The organism is Mesoterricola silvestris (assembly GCF_030295405.1).
Classification (GTDB): domain Bacteria; phylum Acidobacteriota; class Holophagae; order Holophagales; family Holophagaceae; genus Mesoterricola; species Mesoterricola silvestris.
Genome location: NZ_AP027080.1, coordinates 590282 through 607440, shown reverse-complemented (window position 1 = coordinate 607440; position 17159 = coordinate 590282). Strand labels below are relative to the sequence as shown.

Annotated in this window: 9 protein-coding genes; 5 read left to right on the top strand and 4 right to left on the bottom strand. The window is 68.3% G+C overall.

The features are described 5' to 3' along the window. The first annotated feature begins 2 nt into the window (after positions 1–2). The 4 genes from R2J76_RS02645 to R2J76_RS02630 all read left to right on the top strand — a co-directional run bounded on the left by R2J76_RS02645 (position 3) and on the right by R2J76_RS02630 (position 4135). Positions 3–446 carry a hypothetical protein gene (locus tag R2J76_RS02645; RefSeq protein ID WP_316414230.1) on the top strand — a complete coding sequence of 148 codons (444 nt, stop codon included), beginning with the start codon at positions 3–5 and terminating at the stop codon, positions 444–446. After that, complete coding sequence (locus R2J76_RS02640) at positions 428–1582, top strand: competence protein CoiA family protein (protein ID WP_316414229.1); 1155 nt, start codon at positions 428–430, stop codon at positions 1580–1582. The genes R2J76_RS02645 and R2J76_RS02640 overlap by 19 nt, the downstream gene beginning before the upstream one ends. Before the next feature lie 42 nt (positions 1583–1624). Beyond that, positions 1625–3589, top strand: coding sequence for an elongation factor G (locus R2J76_RS02635; RefSeq protein ID WP_316414228.1), 1965 nt, complete (start codon positions 1625–1627; stop codon positions 3587–3589). 90 nt (positions 3590–3679) lie between these two features. Beyond that, positions 3680–4135 (top strand): carboxymuconolactone decarboxylase family protein, encoded by a 456-nt coding sequence (locus tag R2J76_RS02630; protein ID WP_316414227.1) that lies wholly within the window; start codon positions 3680–3682, stop codon positions 4133–4135. A gap of 191 nt (positions 4136–4326) precedes the next feature. Here the strand turns inward: R2J76_RS02630 and dctA are convergent, their stop codons facing one another. The 4 genes from dctA to R2J76_RS02610 all read right to left on the bottom strand — a co-directional run bounded on the left by dctA (position 4327) and on the right by R2J76_RS02610 (position 15371). Beyond that, positions 4327–5622, bottom strand: coding sequence for a C4-dicarboxylate transporter DctA (gene dctA, locus R2J76_RS02625; RefSeq protein ID WP_316414226.1), 1296 nt, complete (start codon positions 5620–5622; stop codon positions 4327–4329). 223 nt (positions 5623–5845) lie between these two features. Then, positions 5846–8887 (bottom strand): immunoglobulin domain-containing protein, encoded by a 3042-nt coding sequence (locus R2J76_RS02620; protein WP_316414225.1) that lies wholly within the window; start codon positions 8885–8887, stop codon positions 5846–5848. A gap of 117 nt (positions 8888–9004) precedes the next feature. Further along, the gene (locus R2J76_RS02615) at positions 9005–12259 is read right to left on the bottom strand and encodes a putative Ig domain-containing protein (RefSeq protein WP_316414224.1); all 3255 of its coding nucleotides are present in this window, start codon (positions 12257–12259) and stop codon (positions 9005–9007) included. Between the two features lie 52 nt (positions 12260–12311). Next, the gene (locus tag R2J76_RS02610; protein WP_316414223.1) at positions 12312–15371 is read right to left on the bottom strand and encodes a TonB-dependent receptor; all 3060 of its coding nucleotides are present in this window, start codon (positions 15369–15371) and stop codon (positions 12312–12314) included. Between the two features lie 535 nt (positions 15372–15906). Here R2J76_RS02610 and R2J76_RS02605 point away from each other — a divergent pair. Next, the gene (locus R2J76_RS02605) at positions 15907–17148 is read left to right on the top strand and encodes a thiolase C-terminal domain-containing protein (RefSeq protein ID WP_316414222.1); all 1242 of its coding nucleotides are present in this window, start codon (positions 15907–15909) and stop codon (positions 17146–17148) included. Positions 17149–17159 lie beyond the last annotated feature (11 nt).

The window sequence follows — 17159 nt, the reverse complement described above, 5'->3', positions numbered from 1 at the left end:
CCATGAGCACCCGAGGCCTGCTTGCCTTCTGCTTCAACGGCCGACACTACGTCACCTACAACCATTCCGACAGCTACCCGAAGGGGCTCGGGGCGGGGGTCTGCAGGTTTGCCGCGGCGCATCTGCACTCCCCATCGGCCATCGAGGCCTTCGGGCGGAAGCTCGAGGCCCTGGAATGGGTGGACAACGCCAGGGACGGGGAGGCCACCCGCCTGCAAGGCGGGGAGCTGCTCGCGGCGATCGCCCAGGGTGAGGTGCGGCGCGTGGCCCGGGAGAACCTGGCCTTCACCCTGGGCGGGGACCGCGAGTTCGCCTACATCCTGGACCTGGACCAGGGCCGGATGGAATTCTGGGACCTCTTCGACGGGGGCCAGGCGGCTACCTTCGATCTGGAAACCCTCTCCTCCTGCGCCGTGGATGTCATGGAATGCGAGCGCCGCCACTGAAGGCATGGGATCCCGAAAGCGATCCCGGGCAGGGGCCGGAGTTCCGGGTGCCCTTCGGGCGGACACCCCGCGGCCGGCTCGTGCGGGCCACGGAAGCGTCCCCGGGCCTTCCCTACCGCTGCCCGGGGTGCGATTCCCCCCTGAACCTGAGGAGGGGGGAAGTGCGGGCGGCCCACTTCGCCCACCGGGGTTGCGGGTTCTGCTCCCCGGAAACGGCCCTCCATCGCGGGGTCAAGGCCTGGATCGCGGGGTTGTTCGCGAGGTTCCTCCGGCGCCGCAGCACCCGGCTGCCCAGGGTGTCGGGATCCTGCCGCAGCTGCGCGGGCACCGCCTGGTTTGATCTGGCCAACCTGGATTTCGACGAGATCGCGGTGGAGCGGGAAACCTCCACCGGCCTGCGCCCGGATGTTCTGCTCCTGGAGGGCGGGGCCCCGGTCCTGGGCATCGAGGTTCTCGTCACCCATGCGGTGGAGGAGGTCAAGGCGCGGAGGACCCTCCATCCCTGGATCGAAGTGGACGCCCGGAGGGTGACGGATGCGCCCAGGACCTGGCTGCCGGAGGCCGGCTGGTTCCCGTGGGCCGGCCTTTGCAGGAGATGCCACCTGCTCACGCGGATCCGGGCCGTGGGGTTCTCGGAGCACTGCGATCCCGGGGACTGCGCCGCGGAGCTCGGGGCGGCGTGGTTCCTGGAGGCCCTCACGCCCTGGCTCCGGGATTCCGGGAACCGCAAGCGTCCCCGGGTGGCCTGGCGCTGTCCCTGGTGCCGCAAGCCGAACCAGAGGCGGCTGGTGCGGGAGGCCATCCTGGACGCGTCCCGGGCCACCAGCCTCGGCCCGCCCATCCGGGCTGGCGTCGTGCTCCAACTGGCGGACGGCGGGGACCTCGTCCTGGTCTTCGGGGGGCTCCGGCCTCCGGGGGCCCGGAAGGGCGTCCGGCTCCTGGAGCCCATGGGCGGTCCGGCGCTGCAGTGCAGGCCGGACACCACCCATCCCCTGAGGCTGCGCATGGAGGGCACCAACCGGCCCGCGGCCTTTCTCTGCCGCCACTGCGGAGGGGATTGCGCCGGTGTCCTGCCCCCGCCCTGGGCGCCGCTGCTCTGGGCGGAGGCGCTGGCCCTGGGATTCCCGGAGGCCTGAAGGACCGGTCCCCTCCGGCCCGGGTTGTGGTGGAATGGCTTCATGCCCGAAGCTGCCGCCCTGCCCTTTCCGCCGCGTCCCCAGGGGCGGCCCGTGCGCACCCTGGGGATCCTGGCCCACGTGGATGCGGGGAAGACGACGCTCACGGAGCAGATGCTCTTCGCCAGCGGCGCCATCCGGGCCCTGGGGAGCGTGGACCTGGGCACGGCGCACACGGACGGCATGGAGGTGGAACGGGAGCGGGGCATCTCGGTACGCTCGGCGGTCACCACCTTCCCCTGGCGCCAAGTGGAGATCAATCTCATCGATACGCCGGGCCACGTGGATTTCGGGGCGGAGGTGGAGCGGTCGCTGCGGGTCCTGGACGGCGCGGTGCTGGTGCTTTCGGCGGTGGAGGGGATCCAGGCCCAGACGGCGGTGCTGTGGAAGGCCCTGCGCCGCATGGGCATCCCCACGATCATCTTCATCAACAAGACCGACCGCATGGGGGCGGATCCGGCGGGGGTCCTGGCCCAGGTGCAGCGCCGGCTGACGCCCCTGGCCCTGGTGCTGCCCTGCCCGGGGGAGGCCTTTCCGCAGTGCCCAGGCAACGACTGGGCGCAGACGGTGGAGCGGGTGGCGGAGCAGGACGAGACGATCCTCGGGCACTGGGCCGAAGGCCGGCCCGTGGCGCCGGAGCTGCTGCGGGAGCGCATGGCGGACCTGGCCCGGGGGGGGAGCCTTCACCCGGTGCTCTTCGGGGCGGCCCTCAAGGGACAGGGGGTGGAGCCGCTCCTGGACGCCATGGTGGACTGCCTGCCGGCGCCGGCGGGGGACGTGGAGGGCCCGGTGTCGGGCCTGGTGTTCAAGCTGGAGCACGACAAGACCATGGGGCGCATCGCCTACGTGCGGCTCTTCGGCGGGGAGCTGAGGAACCGGGACGCGGTGGCCAACGCCACCCAGGGGACCCTGGAGAAGATCACCCAGATCCGCCGGGTGCGCGTCCAGCGCCACGAGGACGCGGGCCTGCTGCAGGCCGGGGACATCGGGTCCGTGTGCGGGCTCCAGGCCCGCATCGGGGATGTCCTGGGGGATGCGGGAGGCGTGCCGGAGGGCTGCGCCCTGGCGGTGCCGCTCCTGACGGTGCAGGCCTTCGCCGCCCAGGAGGCGGATTTCCCGCGGCTGGTGGCGGCCCTGCGCGAGCTCGCCGACGAGGATCCCATGCTGGGGCTGGAGTGGCTCCGGGACGAGCGGGAGCTGCACCTGCGCATCATGGGCGTCATCCAGATGGAGGTGCTCACGAGCCTCCTGGCCACGCGCTTCGGCCTGGAGGCGCGGTTCGGGCCGCCTTCGGTCATCTACCGGGAGACCCCGTCCGGGGCGGGGGAGGGCTACGTGGAATACACCATGCCCAAGCCCTGCTGGGCCGTGATGAAGTTCGCCCTGGAACCCGGGGAGCCGGGCTCGGGGGTCGCCTTCGCCTCCACCGTGCGCAACGACGCCATGCTCCTGCGCTACCAGAACCAGGTGGAGAACGCCCTGCCCGGGGCCCTGAAACAGGGCCTCCACGGCTGGGAGGTGACGGATATCCGCATCACCCTGGTGGAGGGCCAGCACCACCTGGTGCACACGCACCCCCTGGACTTCGCCGTCGCCACGCCCATGGGCATCATGAACGGGCTCGAGGCCACCGGCACCACCCTCCTGGAACCCATGCTGGCCTGCACCATCACCGTGCCCGCCGCCCTGGGGAACCGCGTGATCGGGGACATCCTCCAGATGCGGGGCACCTTCGAGGCGCCGGCCCTGGAGGGGGGCGAATTCACGGTGGAGGCCACGATCCCCGTGGCCACGTCCCTGGACTACCCCACCCGCCTGGGCTCCCTCAGCGGCGGGCGCGGGGTGCTCTCCACGCGCTTCGCGGGGTACCAGCCCTGCCCCCTGGAGCTCGGCGCCACCAGCCCCCGCCGGGGCATCGACCCCCGGGACCAGGCGAAGTACATCCTGGCGGCCCGGAAGGCCCTGTGAGGACTCGCGCGGGGCTTGACAGCCCTAGCCGGGCCCTTAAACTAGGACTCGCCAGGTGGTAGTTAAGCCGCCGGCGCACAGGAGCCTTCCATGGAAGCACGATTCGATTTCTCAAAGGTCGCCGGCGACGGCTACAAGGCCATGCTGGGGGTCCACGGCTACGTGCAGCACAGCGGGCTGGACCTGGGCCTCCTGGAGCTGGTGAAGATCCGCGCCTCCCAGATGAACGGCTGCGCCTTCTGTCTGGCCATGCACATCCCCCTGGGGCGCCAGCACGGCGTCACGGAGGACCAGCTGAACCTGCTGGTGGCCTGGCGGGAGGCCCCGGTGTTCAGCGACCGGGAACGGGCCGCCCTGGCCTGGACCGAGAGCCTGACCCGCCTGGAGGGCGGCGACGTCCCGGACGCGGTGTACGAGCAGGCCTGCGCCCAGTTCTCCACCCGGGAGATCGCGGATCTCTCCTTCGCCGTGGCGGAGATCAACGCCTGGAACCGCCTGATGGTGTGCTCCAGGACCCCGCCCCAGCTCGCGCCCGCCCAGCACTGAGCGTCCAGGCCCCCCCTTTGAAAAACCAGGGCGGGGGCGCAACGGATTCGCTAATCCTTCGAGAAATAGCCGTGGCGCGGGTTTCCGGCCGCCGTTTCCGCGAAGGCTGCGGAAAACCCAAGCGGCCGGGCCCCCGATTCCTCCCCTTCCAAGGCGATCCCGGACTGCACCCAAAAAGTGGCAGTCCGGGCCTACTCCTCCGCCAGCGCCACCTCGGGCATGGGCTCGTCCTCGTGGCGGTTCAGCACCTCGTTGAAGCGCTTCCAGTCCAGTTCCTTCTCCCAGATGGCCATGAGAACGGCCGCCAGGCAGTTGCCAATGTGGTTGGTGATGGCCCGGGCCTCTGACATGAACTTGTCGATGCCCAGGATGAGGGCCATGCCCGCCACGGGGATGCCCGGCACCACCGCCAGGGTGGCGGCCAGGGTGATGAAGCCCGAGCCCGTGACGCCCGCTGCGCCCTTGCTGGTGATCATGGTCACCACCAGGATGCCCAGCTGCTGGCCGAGGGTCAGCTCGATGCCCATGGCCTGGGCGATGAAGATGGAGGCCAGGGTCATGTAGATGTTGGTGCCGTCAAGGTTGAAGGAGTACCCCGTGGGGATGACCAGGCCCACGATGGACTTGGACAGGCCCAGGTGCTCCATCTTGGTCATCAGGGGGATGAGGGCCGATTCCGAGGAGCTGGTGGCCAGCACCAGGAGGAGCTCGCCCTTGATGTAGCGCAGCACCTTGAAGATGTTGAAGCCCGCAAGCCGGGCGATGGTGCCCAGCACCACGATGACGAAGAGCGCGCAGGTGGCGTAGAACAGGCCGATGAGCTGGGCCATGGGCACCAGGGACTTCAGGCCGAACTTGCCGATGGTGAAGGCGATGGCCGCGCCGGCGCCGATGGGGGCCAGGTAGAGGATCTGCTTCATGACGCCGAAGAACATCTTGCTGACGTTCTCGAGCATGGCGATGAGGGGCGCCTTGTACTTCTCCGGCAGGGCGGCCGCGGAGAAGCCCAGCAGCACGGAGATGAGCAGCACCTGGAGGATGTCCCCGTCGGTGAAGGCGCTGAACAGCGTCTTGGGGATCATCTTCAGGAGGTGGTCGGTGACGGTCATGTGGTGCGCCTGGGCCACGTAGCCCGCCACCAGCCGGGGATCGAGCTTGGAGGGGTCCGCGTGGAAGCTCCGGCCCGGCCCGAAGACGTTGGCCATGATCAGGCCGATGACCAGGGCGAAGGTGCTCACCACCTCGAAGTAGAGGATGGCCTTGGCGCCCACCCGCCCGGCTTTCTTGATGCTGCCGGCCCCCGCGATGCCCAGCACCACGCTGCAGAGGATCACCGGCGGGATGAGCATCTTGATGAGGTTGATGAACCCGTCGGCCAGGGGCTGCATCTTCACGGCCACCCCGGGATAGAAGTGTCCCAGCAGGGCGCCCAGCACGATCATCACGGCGACCCAGTTGTACAGCTTGGAAGCAAATCTCCTGACCATGGCCATTCCCCCCCTAATCCGAAATGCAGGTAGCCCCGGAAGGGGGCTACCGGACGACGAACTGTCAATTTCGAATTGATGAAGGAGTAGAACACCTCGACCGGGGGATGTCTATCGTGAAAAAACTATTGTTTTCCGGGGGGATTTCAAACAACCAGACAAACGAACAGGCCCCGGAACCGTGGAAGCGGTTCCGGGGCCCGGGGACCGGGTGGGCTGGAGGTTAGTAGCCCACGATGTAGAAGTCGTCGATGCAGGAACGCAGGGTGTTGTTGGTGGCGTCCATGCGGCGGAGTTCGAAGCGAACCGAACCGGCGATGCCCACCGTCCAGGTGACCGTGGTCGGAGTGGTGGACGTGATGGTGGCGTCGGGCAGGACGTGGACCCAGGTGGTGCCGCCGTCCACGGAGGAGAAGAGGCCGATGGGGCCGGGGGCCTCGGAGCCGTACTTGGCGACCTTCACGGAAACGCTCTGGGCGCCCAGGGCCCAGTCGAAGCCCATGGTGATCTTGCCGCCGGGGGCGGAGTTGCGCAGGCGAACGCCGGCGAGGCCCAGGAAGTGATCGCTGGTGCTGCCGCCATTGGCGGTGGAGGAGGCCAGGAGGGCGTCGGTGAGGGTCCAGGAACCGGTGCCCAGGGCCACGACCCCCGAAGTGTACGACGTCTTGGCGCCGGTCTCGAAGCCTTCATACATGTCCTTGGCGGGAACGGCGTTCACGGTCAGGACGGCGCTGTTGCTGGTGGCGGTGAGGGCGGAGGAACCGCTCGTGTTGGTGGCGATCACGGTGTAGGTGCCGCTGTTGGCCGTGGTCACGCTGGTCAGCTTCAGGGTGGCGGCGGTGGCGCCGGGGATGTCCACGGAATCCTTCTGCCACTGGTAGGTGACGGTGCCGTTGCCGGTGGCGGCCGCGGAGAGGAACACCGCATTGCCGGCGAAGACCGTCTGGGTCTGGGGCTGGGTGGTGAAGGTGGGCGTGGTGGGGGTGGGGCTGGTGATGGTGACCACCCGGGAGAGGGTGCTGGTGTGGCCCAGGGCGTCGGTGGCCGTGAAGCTGGCCGTGTACGAGCCCGCCGTCGTGAACACGTGGGTGGTGGAGGGGGTGGTGACCGTGGCGCTGCCGTCACCGAAGTTCCAGGTGGTGCCGGTGATGGCATCGGGATCGGCCGTCGCCTGGCCCTCGAAGGGCACCGCGTCGCCCACCATGGCGTTGGAGGTGGCGATGGTCGTCACGGCGTTGGTGGTGTTGTGCACGTGGGTGAAGGTGGAATCCCAGCTGGGCTTGATGATGTGCACGTTGGGGCGGTTGGGGCCCTGTTCGAGGGTGTTGCCCCATCCGGTGACGTCCACCACGGAGGTGAAGGTCGCGGGCAGGGGGGAGGCGGGGGCCGGGAAGAAGTTCAGGCCGGTGAGTTCCTGCACCCGGTCCACGGTGGTGGCGAACTTCCAGAGGTCGGCGTCCACCATGGTCACGGCGGGGCCGGCGGTGCCGGAGACCGTGGTGCTGTGGGGGACGATGAGGGCCAGGACCTTGGGGCCGGCCGGGGTCTCGCGCACCAGGATCTTGTAGAAGGCGGTGGCGATGGGGATGTTCTTGGCGCTGATGGGGGCCACCAGCGGGGTGCTGAAGATGGGACCGGTGTAGATCCAGACCCGGCCGAAGGCGGCGGTGAGGGTCTGGGTGGTGAGCGTTTCCAGGTCACCCCAGACGCCGCCGTTGAGGGCCTGCACCTGCGGGCACATGTTGGTCATGTACATCGTGGAGGCGCCGGCGTCGGGGCCGTAGACGTCCCTCAGGTTCGCGAACTGGGTCTGGTGGCCGCGGCTGTAGCCCGTGCCGGAATAGTCGGACGAGATGGCCGAACCGGCGATGCGGGGATCCGTGGGGTAGTCGGAAGGACGGGCGAAGGTCCAGGGGGCGCTGGGGAAGAAGCACGCGGAGGACCACACCGGGGAAAGCTTGGCGGTGTCGTAGCCCACCCGGAAGGAACCGGAGGGATCCGCGGGGGCCGTGGTGAGGAAGGAGGAGACGACGGTGTACGGCCGGGTCGTGTCGGTGACGGTGGGGTCGCCGGCGTAGACGGGCTTGGGGGCGGAGACGGTGAGGGTCGCGGCGTCGCTGACCACGTGGGTCGAGCCGCTGGTCACGGTCACGGTGTAGCTGTTGGAGACGGTGTGCAGGTCGGTGGCGGCCACGGTGAGCGTGGGGGAATCGGTGCCCACGGCCGCGCCGGAGCCGTCCTTCCAGGCGTAGGAGAGGTTGTTGCCCGTGGCGGTCACCGAGAAGGTGGCGCCGGCGGGGGCCGTGACGACGGCGGGCTGGGGCTGGGCGGTGATGGAGACCGCGACCGGCTTGGGGGTCACCGTGAGGGTGGCGGCGGCGCTGGTGGCGGTGGCCGTGGTGCCGTTCAGGGTGTTGGTGACGGTGACGGTGTAGTCGCCGGCGTCCGTGAGCAGCACGGGGCTCAGGGTGAGGGCCGCGTTGGTCTTGCCGCTGATGGGCACGCCACCCAGGAGCCACTGGTAGCTCAGGGCGCCGTTGCCGGTGGCGGCGACGGTGAAGGTGGCGGAATCGCCTTCCAGGACGGTCTGGGCGGCGGGGGCCGTGCCGATGACCGGGACGGTGGCCGCGGGCAGGACGGTGAGGACGGCCGCGGCGCTGGTGGTGGCTGCAGTGGTGCCGTTGAGGGTGTTGGTGGCGGTCACGGTGTAGCTGCCGGCGTCGGCGGCGGTGACCGGGCTGATCGTGAGCGCGGCGCCGGTCTGGTTCACCAGGGCGGTGCCGCCCTTGAGCCACTGGTAGGTCACGGTGCCGTTGCCGGTGGCCAGGGCGTTGAACGTGGCCGACCCGCCCTCCACGGCCGAGGCGGCCGCGGGGCTGGTGGTGAAGACGGGGGCCTCGGCCTTGGCGACGATGGACAGCACCGCGGCGGCGCTGGTGGTGGTCGCGGTGCGGCCGTTAACGGTGTTGGTGACCACCACGGTGTAGCTGCCCGCGTCCGTGGTGGCCACGGGGTTCAGGGTCAGGGTGGCCGAGGTCTTGCCCAGGAGGGACGCGCCGCCCCTCCGCCACTGGTAGGAGAGGGAATCGCCCGTGGCCGTCACGCTCAGGGTGGCGGTGCCGCCGTCTACCGCGTTCACGTTGGCGGGCTGGGCGGTGATGACGGGGGCGGCGACCGGAGCGTCCGGATCATGCTTGCTGCTGGAGCAGCCCGTGAAGAGGACCGGAAGCGCCAGCGCGCCGATGGCGAGCGCAGGAACTGTCAAGCCACCCGTGACGCAAAGGGGCCGTGCGAAACGAGCCAATGCTCGTTGGATGTTCATCGTGGACTCCTTGACCCGCGGTGGGGTCGAAAGGGATTGAAGGATTCGGGAATCAGCTGGTTACTGGCCTTCGGGGGCCGTGATCTGCATGACGCTGTCGCCGGAGGTGACGATGAGGTCGCCGGCGGGGGTGATCCCAAGGCCCTTGGGGAAGTAGAGGCCGGAGGTGCCGGCGGTGCCCAGGGTGCCCCGGGTGGTGTTGAGGTGGGCGGGCACGAGGCTGGTGCTGCCGTTGAAGTTCGTCACCGTCTCGGTGGCGCCCACGACGGTGCTCACCAGGGAGGCGCCCACGTCGATCTTCCGGATGGCGTGGTTGGACTGGTCCACCACATAGATGTACTTGGCGCTGCCGGTGACGGGGTCCTTCAGGATGGCCAGGTTCACGGGGTTGAAGAACCGGGCCGTGCCGGTGCTGGGCACGCAGGAGCCGTCCACGAAGCCGGAGGTGGAGGAGGTGTTGCCGCCGGCCACGACCGTCACGGTCGGGGTGGTGCTGAAGTCCTGGCTGGCCTTCTTGACGGAGTGGAGGCTGAAGTCCGTCCAGTAGACGGAGGTGCCGTCCACGGCCAGGCCGTTGACGGAACCCTGGCTGGCGATGTTGGCGGGGGCCTGGGCGCCGGTGGCCACGGTGAACTTGCGGATGGCCGTGGCGTGGGCGATGAAGAGGCTGGCGCCGTCGCTGGTGACCGCGATGCCCCGGGGCGTGTTGGCGGTGAAGGTGTAGCCCAGGGTGATCGGGGTGGCCACGCCCGCGGTGTCGATCTTCACCACCTTGATGGTGGTCGCCAGGCGGTCCAGGACGTACACGTTCTGGTTCCCGTCCACGGTGAGGCAGTAGGGATCGGTAAAGGTGTAGCCGGTGCCGATGGTGCTCACGGTGCCGTCGGGGGTGATCTTGCGCACCACGTCGTTGGCCTCGTCGGCGATGTAGATGGTGTTGTTGGCGTCCACGGCCACGCCGTTGGGGTTGTAGAACCGGGCGGTGGCGATGGTCTCGTCGGTGGTGCCCGAATCCCGGGAGCCCGCGAAGGGCGAGGTGGTGTACACCGGGGTGGCGTCCGCGGACGGGGTCAGCTTGCGGATCAGGGCATTGACGGCATCGGCCACATAGAGGTTGCCCGCGGAATCCAGGGTGATGCCCTCGGGCCCGTTGAAGGCCGCCTGGGTGCCGGCGCCCTCCTTGTAGCCCGCCACGCCGGTGCCGGCGATGGTGGTGACGTCCCAGGCGGAGGTCCCGGCGTTGTAGACCATCTTGCGGATGGTGTGGTTGTTGTTGTCCGCCACGAACAGGGTGCCGTTGCTGGCCCGGACGATGCCCGCGGGGCGGGCGAAGCGGGCGTTGAGGCCGCTGCCGTCCACGTTCCCGGCGGTGGCGGTGGGATAGGCCCCGGCGATGGTGGTCACCACGCCGGCCTGGGTCACCTGACGGATGGCGTGGTTCTCCCGGTCGGCCACGTAGAGGGTGCCGTTGGCGGGGTCGATGGCCATGGACGAAAGGGTCCGGAACAGGGCGAGGCTTCCGGTGGCGTCCTTGAGGCCATAGCTGGCCGCGCCGTTTCCGCCCGCAAGCACGGTGAACTGGCTGCCTGCGGCCGCCGCCGGATCGAAGATCCGGATGGACGAGTCATAGGCGGAGGCGATGTAGAGTTTGCCATTGTAGAGAACGGAACAGAGGGGGTCGTCCAGGAGCTGCTTGCTGGAATCCCCGTAGGTGCCCACGGTGCCCGCAAAGGTGGAAACCGTCCAGGATCCATCCCCCTGCTTGGCCAGCTTGCGCACGGAGTTGGTGTAGTAGTCGGTCACGTAGAGGGTGTTGGCGTCCACGTACAGGACGTGGGCGGGGTTCTTGAACCGGGCGGCGGTGCCGTTGCCGCTGCCGTCGCCGCTGATGGTGGTGTTGATCCAGGGCACTCCGGCCTTGCCCGCCAGGGTGGTGACCACGCCGGTGGGGCTGATCATGCGCACATTGGCGAGGAGGCTGTCCGCCACGTAGATGTTGTCGCTGGGATCCACGGACAGGTTCATGGAGGCGGCGGTGGTGCCGCTGATGGCCGCGGAGTTCAGGCCGAAGCGGGCGGTGGCGCCCGTGCCGTCCAGGTAGCCGGGGCCGGCGGTGCTGCCGGCCAGCAGGTCGAAGCCCTTGGCGGCGACCGCCGTGGTGATGGTGGCGTTGGTGGTGTTGAGGGCGTTGCCGCCGGTGAGGGTGTAGGTCTGGCGGCGGATGGGGCTCACGGTCTTGGACGTGAGGCTGAGCACGTCGGCGCCGTCCAGGGTGAGGGTGTCGGGGGTGTTCAGGTAGTCCCAGGTGAGTACGCTGGAGCCGTCGAACTCCGTGACCGCCGGGGAGGCCTTGAAGTCCACGAAGGAGAAGGGGCCGGAACCCACGGTCAGGCCCAGGGTGCGGGTCACCGGGGCGCCCCCGGCGGCGGGCGTGAGGGAGAGGGTGTAGGTGGTGGTGGCGGTGGGGGTGACGGTGATGCTGCCCGCCAGGTCGATGGTGGCCGGGAGGGTGGCGTCCGCGGGGTTGGCGGTGAGGGTGGCCCCCTTGAACAGGCCCGCCACGGAGGTGGCGTCCCAGGTCAGGGTGGCGGAATCGCCCTTGACCACGGCCCGGACGCTTTCCGTGAAGGTCACGGGGGTGGCCAGGACCTTGATGGACACCGTGCCCGTGGTGCTCTGGCCCACGGAGTCCACGGCGGTGACGGTGTAGGCCGTGGCGGAGCTCATGGCCTGGGGGGCCCCGGAAATGGCGCCGGAGGTGGCGTCGAGGGTCATGCCGGCGGGAAGCGCGGGGGTGACCGAGTAGGTGTAGGTGCCGCCGCCGGTCACGCTCACCGCGTTGGTGCCCACGAAGACGTCCTTGTAGTACGTGGCGTCGGGCACGGCGTAGGTGAGGTTGGAGGGGGCCGGCAGGACCGTGGCGGTCACGGTGCTGGTGCTCACCTCGCCCTTGGCGCTGGTCACGGTGAGGGTGTAGACCGTGGTGGACGTGATGCCGTTGAGGGTGATGATGCCGTTGGTGGTGGGGGTGAGGTTGCCCGGGGTGATGAGGGCCGTGCCGCCCGTGGTGGCGAAGTTGGCGCGGATGAGGACGGTGCCGCCCTTGGCGATGTTCACGGTGCGGGTGGCGGTGCTGTCCCAGGTGCCCTGCTTGGGCTGGCAGATGAGGAAGGACGAGATGTTGGGGGAGGGGGTCTCGAACGCCTTGTTCGAGTTGGTGCAGCCCAGCTGCATGGACACGAGGCCCAGGCTGATTCCGGTGCCCACATAGGCCAGGGCCTTGCCGGTACCTCGGGGGGTCAAGCGGGTGAACATACGTACTCCTGAAGAGGCTGGATCGGAAAAGAGGTTCGTCATGGTCGTGGGCCTAGAAGCGGGCCTTGAGGGTGAACTGAACTTCGCGCGTCTTGCTGTCGGGCATATCGAGCCGCCCGAACGTCTGGGCGTAGGAGCCCCGGTCCAGGGGGGACGCGGCGTAGTAGGTCTGGGAGGTCCACATATTGGACCAGTTGAAGACGTTGTAGATGTCCACGATGGCTTCCACGCCCAGCCCCTTGGTGATCTGGAAGGTCCGGTCGAAGCGCAGGTCGAAGGTCTTGGTGGAGGGCTGGCGGTAGGCGTTCCGGCCTCCCGCGGTGTCGATGTACTTGCCGTCGCCGTTCACGTCGCTGTAGTAGATCCCCGAGTAGGGCCGCCCGCTGGTGAAGGTCGTGACACCGGAAATGCGGACACCGTAGACCTTGGGCGCCCACCAGGCCAGCACGGCCCGGAACTTGTGGTCGTTGTCGCTGAGGGCGTAGGACTGGAGGGGATCGGCGGGATTCTCGGTGAGGGCGCTGGCGGAGGTGAGGGTGGCGCGCTCGTTGGAGTTGTTGTCCTCGGCCTTGGCGAAGGTCAGGTTGCCCTTGAAGCCCCACTGTTCGGGGATGTTCCGGCCGAACTCCAGCACCAGGTTCTTGTAGCGCCCTTCCCCGTCGTACTTGGAGAGGATCACGTCACCGAAGCCGCTCAGATCCAGCTGGCGGCCCCGCACGATGGCGGTGTAGGGGCGGTTGGCGGCGGAATTGGAGAAGTGGTTCCACTTGGTGGGGTAGCCGTCGTTGTAGATGCCGCCGTTGAGCACCGAGGTGCTGCCGTCGACGTTCTGGGCGATGTTGATGTTCACGCCGTACTGGAGGTTCAGGTACTTCTTGTAGGTGGCCTTGAGGCCCACCGTGTAGCCGTTGCCCAGATCCTGTTCGATGCCCAGGGACATGGACCGGGCCTGGGTCATCTTGGCCTCGGGGTCGATGACCGTGACGGCCACGGCATCCTGGGGCAGGAGGGCCAGTTCGGCCATGGAGAGGGGCCGCAGGGAGCCGGTGCCGGTGAGGGGGCCGCCCCAGCGGTTGGCGGCCGACAGGAGACCGCCCGCATTGAACATCGCCGCGTTGGAGGCGGAGGTGACGGAGTAGGAGACGAGGTTCAGGCCGTTGTTCATGATGGCCGCCGACGCGGTCTGGCCCGGGTTGCTGATGCTGAACCAGCCGTACCCGCCGCGGATGACCGTCTTGGCGTTCCCGAAGACATCGAGGCTGAAGCCGAAGCGCGGGTCCAGGGCCTTGTCGTCAGGCTGCCGGTCCAGGCCCTGGAGCTTGCCGTTGGGGTTGGGGTTGCCGCTCCAGCGCTCGCTGCTGGCCCGGACGCCGAGGCTCAGCATGAGGCGCTTGTCCAGGAGGCCGGTGTACTGGCCCTGCAGGAAGCCGGCGAAGTACTTCTCGCTGAAGTCGCTCACGCCGTCCAGGGGCGAGTAGCCCTGGCTGTAGGACAGGCCGGAGCCCGCGACGGAACCGGCGAACCAGGCATTGGCCATGGAGTAGGTGCCGAAGGACCAGTTGCCGTTCTGGCTGGGGAGGTACCGGTTCTTCATGTGGATGTACTGCAGATCCACGCCGGCCTTGAGGTTCCAGTCCCCGGACATGTAGGTGACGGTGTCCTGGAACTGGGTGGTCTTCTCGTTGGTGGTGCGGGGATCGATGTAGTACTGGCCCGCGTTGATCGAGTTGCTGGCGATGCGCACGGGGGCGCAGGTGGTTGAATTGGGGGTGGTGGGCCGGTCCTCGGTGGCGATCTGCAGGCGGCCCTCGTTCAGGAGGTTCGGGCCCAGGATCGACTTGAGCTCCAGGACCGAGGACAGGCTCTTGAAGGTCATGGTGGAGTTGCCGGAGACCGCCACGTCGTAGCGCCGGGTCCCGGGGTAGATGTCATTGAGACCCTTGTAGTTCTGGGAATTGATCCGGAAGGTGGCGGTGTGGTTCTCGTTCACCGTCCAGTCCAGGCGGCCCATGACGACCACGTTGGTCTGCTGGTCCGTCCAGGGGGTCTGGGATTCCTGGGAGAGGGTGGTCCCGGCGCCGGTCATGAGCAGGGAGCCCATGCCCTTGGGGGCCCAGAAGGCCGTGTAGTCGCCCACCGCGTTGCCGGAGTTGCCGTCGTAGCCGAAGGCCGGAACGCTCTCCTCCTTCAGGCGGGAGGCTTCCACGTTGATGAAGTAGTGGAGCTTGTCCTTGATGATGGGGCCGCCGAAGTTGAAGCCGCCCTGGGCGGTCTTGTAGTCGCGGGTGCGAGCCGTCAGGGAGTTCTTGGCGCCGCTGAGGTCGTAGTCCACGGGCCGGACCCGGGCCACCAGGGAGTTGGGCTTGAACATCATGAAGGCCATGCCCGAGGGTTCGTTGGTGCCCGTCTTGGTCACGGCGTTCACCACCGCGCCCACGGCGTCGCCGTACTGGGCGTCGAAGGAGTTGGTGATGACCTGCAGTTCCTTGATGGAGTCGGCGCCGAAGGAGAAGGGCACGCGGGTGCCGCCGCGCTGCTCGCTGTTGAACTTGGAATTGAAGCTGGCGCCGTCGATCTGGAGGTTGTTCTGGACGCCGCGGGCGCCTTCCACCGACGTGTAGTAGGACGTTCCGCCCACGGCGGCCCCGGGGGTGAGCTGCACCAGGTCGGTGAAGTTCCGGGTGGCCAGGGGAACGGCGGAGATCAGGTCCTGGTTCAGGGAGGTCTGGGAATTGATCTGGGCCACGTCCAGGCTGGCGGTGACGTCCACCACCTCCACCACGGCGGAGGCCTCGGCGGAATCCATGCTGAAGTTCTGGGTGCTGGTCTGGCCCAGGCTCACCCGCACCAGGGGGTCCTTGGCGGTCTTGAGCCCCTTGGCCGTGACGACGATCTCGTAAGTGCCCACGGGCAGGAAGGGGAACTGGAATTCGCCCCGGGCGTCGGTGACCTGGGTGCGGGCGAAGCCGGTCTCGAGGTTGCGGACGGAAACCGTGGCCGCGGCCACGGGGGCGCCCTTGCGGGCCTTCACGCTGCCCCTCACGGCGCCCGAGGTGGTGCCGGTCTGGGCCGTGGCCACCATGGCGCACGTCAAGGCCGATAGGACGATCAAGCAGGACTTCCTGGTATGCATCTGCGCTCCTTGGCGGACGAAAACAGCGCCCGGGCGCTCAATCTGCCCCAGGCTCAACACCTTGTTTGAAGGATCTAAAAACCCTAGCACAAACGTTTTGGGGAAACAGTCAATTGCGGTTAATATTTTTCACCCTGGACGTAAAAAAATTCCCTGGCCGACCCGCGGACGCGGGCATCCACGGGTCTGCCCGCAGTCCGGAGCCCGGTGCCAGGAACCGCGTCGCCAAACCGGGACGGCCGTCGATTTAGGGGCTTGACCGGCGTGCGGTTCCGCACCAGAATGAGACCTGATTCAGCCGTTCAGTTCCATAGCCGTGCCCGGAGTCGGGTCCCCCCTGCCCCGGGAATTTTCAAGTAATTGATTCAGACACTGATGCCCCAACGCCCCAAAAAAACCCAACCAGCCGGTTTATAACCCCAACCCACGCTGCAGGAGGTCCCGGGCCCCCCCGCCTCCAACCAGCCGCGCCCAGGAGCCCCGGTTCCGGGCCTCCACCGAAAGGACCCGCCCCATGAGCAACGCGAGCATCATCGGCGCCCACAACACGGAGTTCGGCGCCTTCGTCCGGAAGGACAAGAGGACCGGCCTGATGACGGACACCCGGACCTACTACGATCTGCTGGTGGAAGCCGGCCGTGGGGCCATCCGGGACGCCGGCCTGGAGGCCAAGGACATCGACGCCATTTACGTGGGTTCCTGCTCCCCGGGCTCCTTCATCAACCAGGAGCACGTGGCCCCCCTCGCCGCGGAGATCGACCCCGCCCTGCGCTTCAAGCCCATGACCCGCTGCGAGTGCGCCTGCGCCTCCAGCTCCGTGGCGCTCTACGACGCGGTCTACGCCATCGAGGCCGCGCGGTACAAGCACGTGCTGGTCATCGGCGTGGAGAAGATGAACCTCCTCCCCACCCCCCAGATGACCCATGTGCTGGCCTGCTGCTCCCACTGGCCCACCGAGGGGTCCCGGGGCATGTCCTTCCCCATGCTCTTCGCGGAGTACGCCAAGGGCTACCAGGCCCAGTACAAGATCCCCGGCGAGGAACTGGAGCGCATGCTCTGGACGGCCGGCGCCCTCTGCTACCGCAACGGGGCGGAAAACCCCCTGGCCCACGTGAGGAACGGCCCGGCCTCGCTGGAGGAGATCCAGAAGCTCAACGAGGTGGACGACAAGGGCCGGTGCAAGAACATGATGATCGCCGCCCCCCTGCGGCTCCACGACTGCTCCCTGGTCACGGACGGCGCCGCGGCCCTGGTCATCACCCAGACGGCCAACGTGAGCGATCGGAAGCGGGCCGTGTCCATCGCCGGCATCGGGCACTCCTGCGAGCGCCTGGCGGAAGGGGTCCGGCCGAACATGTATGACTTGATGGCCGGCAAGGACGCCGCCGCCAAGGCCTACGGTGAAGCGGGCATCCGCCCCGGCGACGTGGATCTGGCCGAAGTGCACGACTGCTTCACCATCAATCAGATCCTTTCCACGGAGGCCCTGGGCTTTTCCACGGACGGGCGGGGCGGCTACGACTACCTGGACGGGCGCTTCACCCGGGAGGACCGCATCGCCATCAATCTGTCGGGCGGCCTGAAGTCCAAGGGGCACCCCGTGGGCGCCACGGGGGCTTCCATGCACGCCCTGATATACAAGCAGCTCATCGGCGAACCCATCGGCGTTCCGGCCCGCAAGGCGGATATCGGCGTGGCCTTCAACGTGGGCGGCTCGGCGGTCACCAACTGCGTCACGGTCCTCCGGAAACTCTAGGGAGCCCGCCC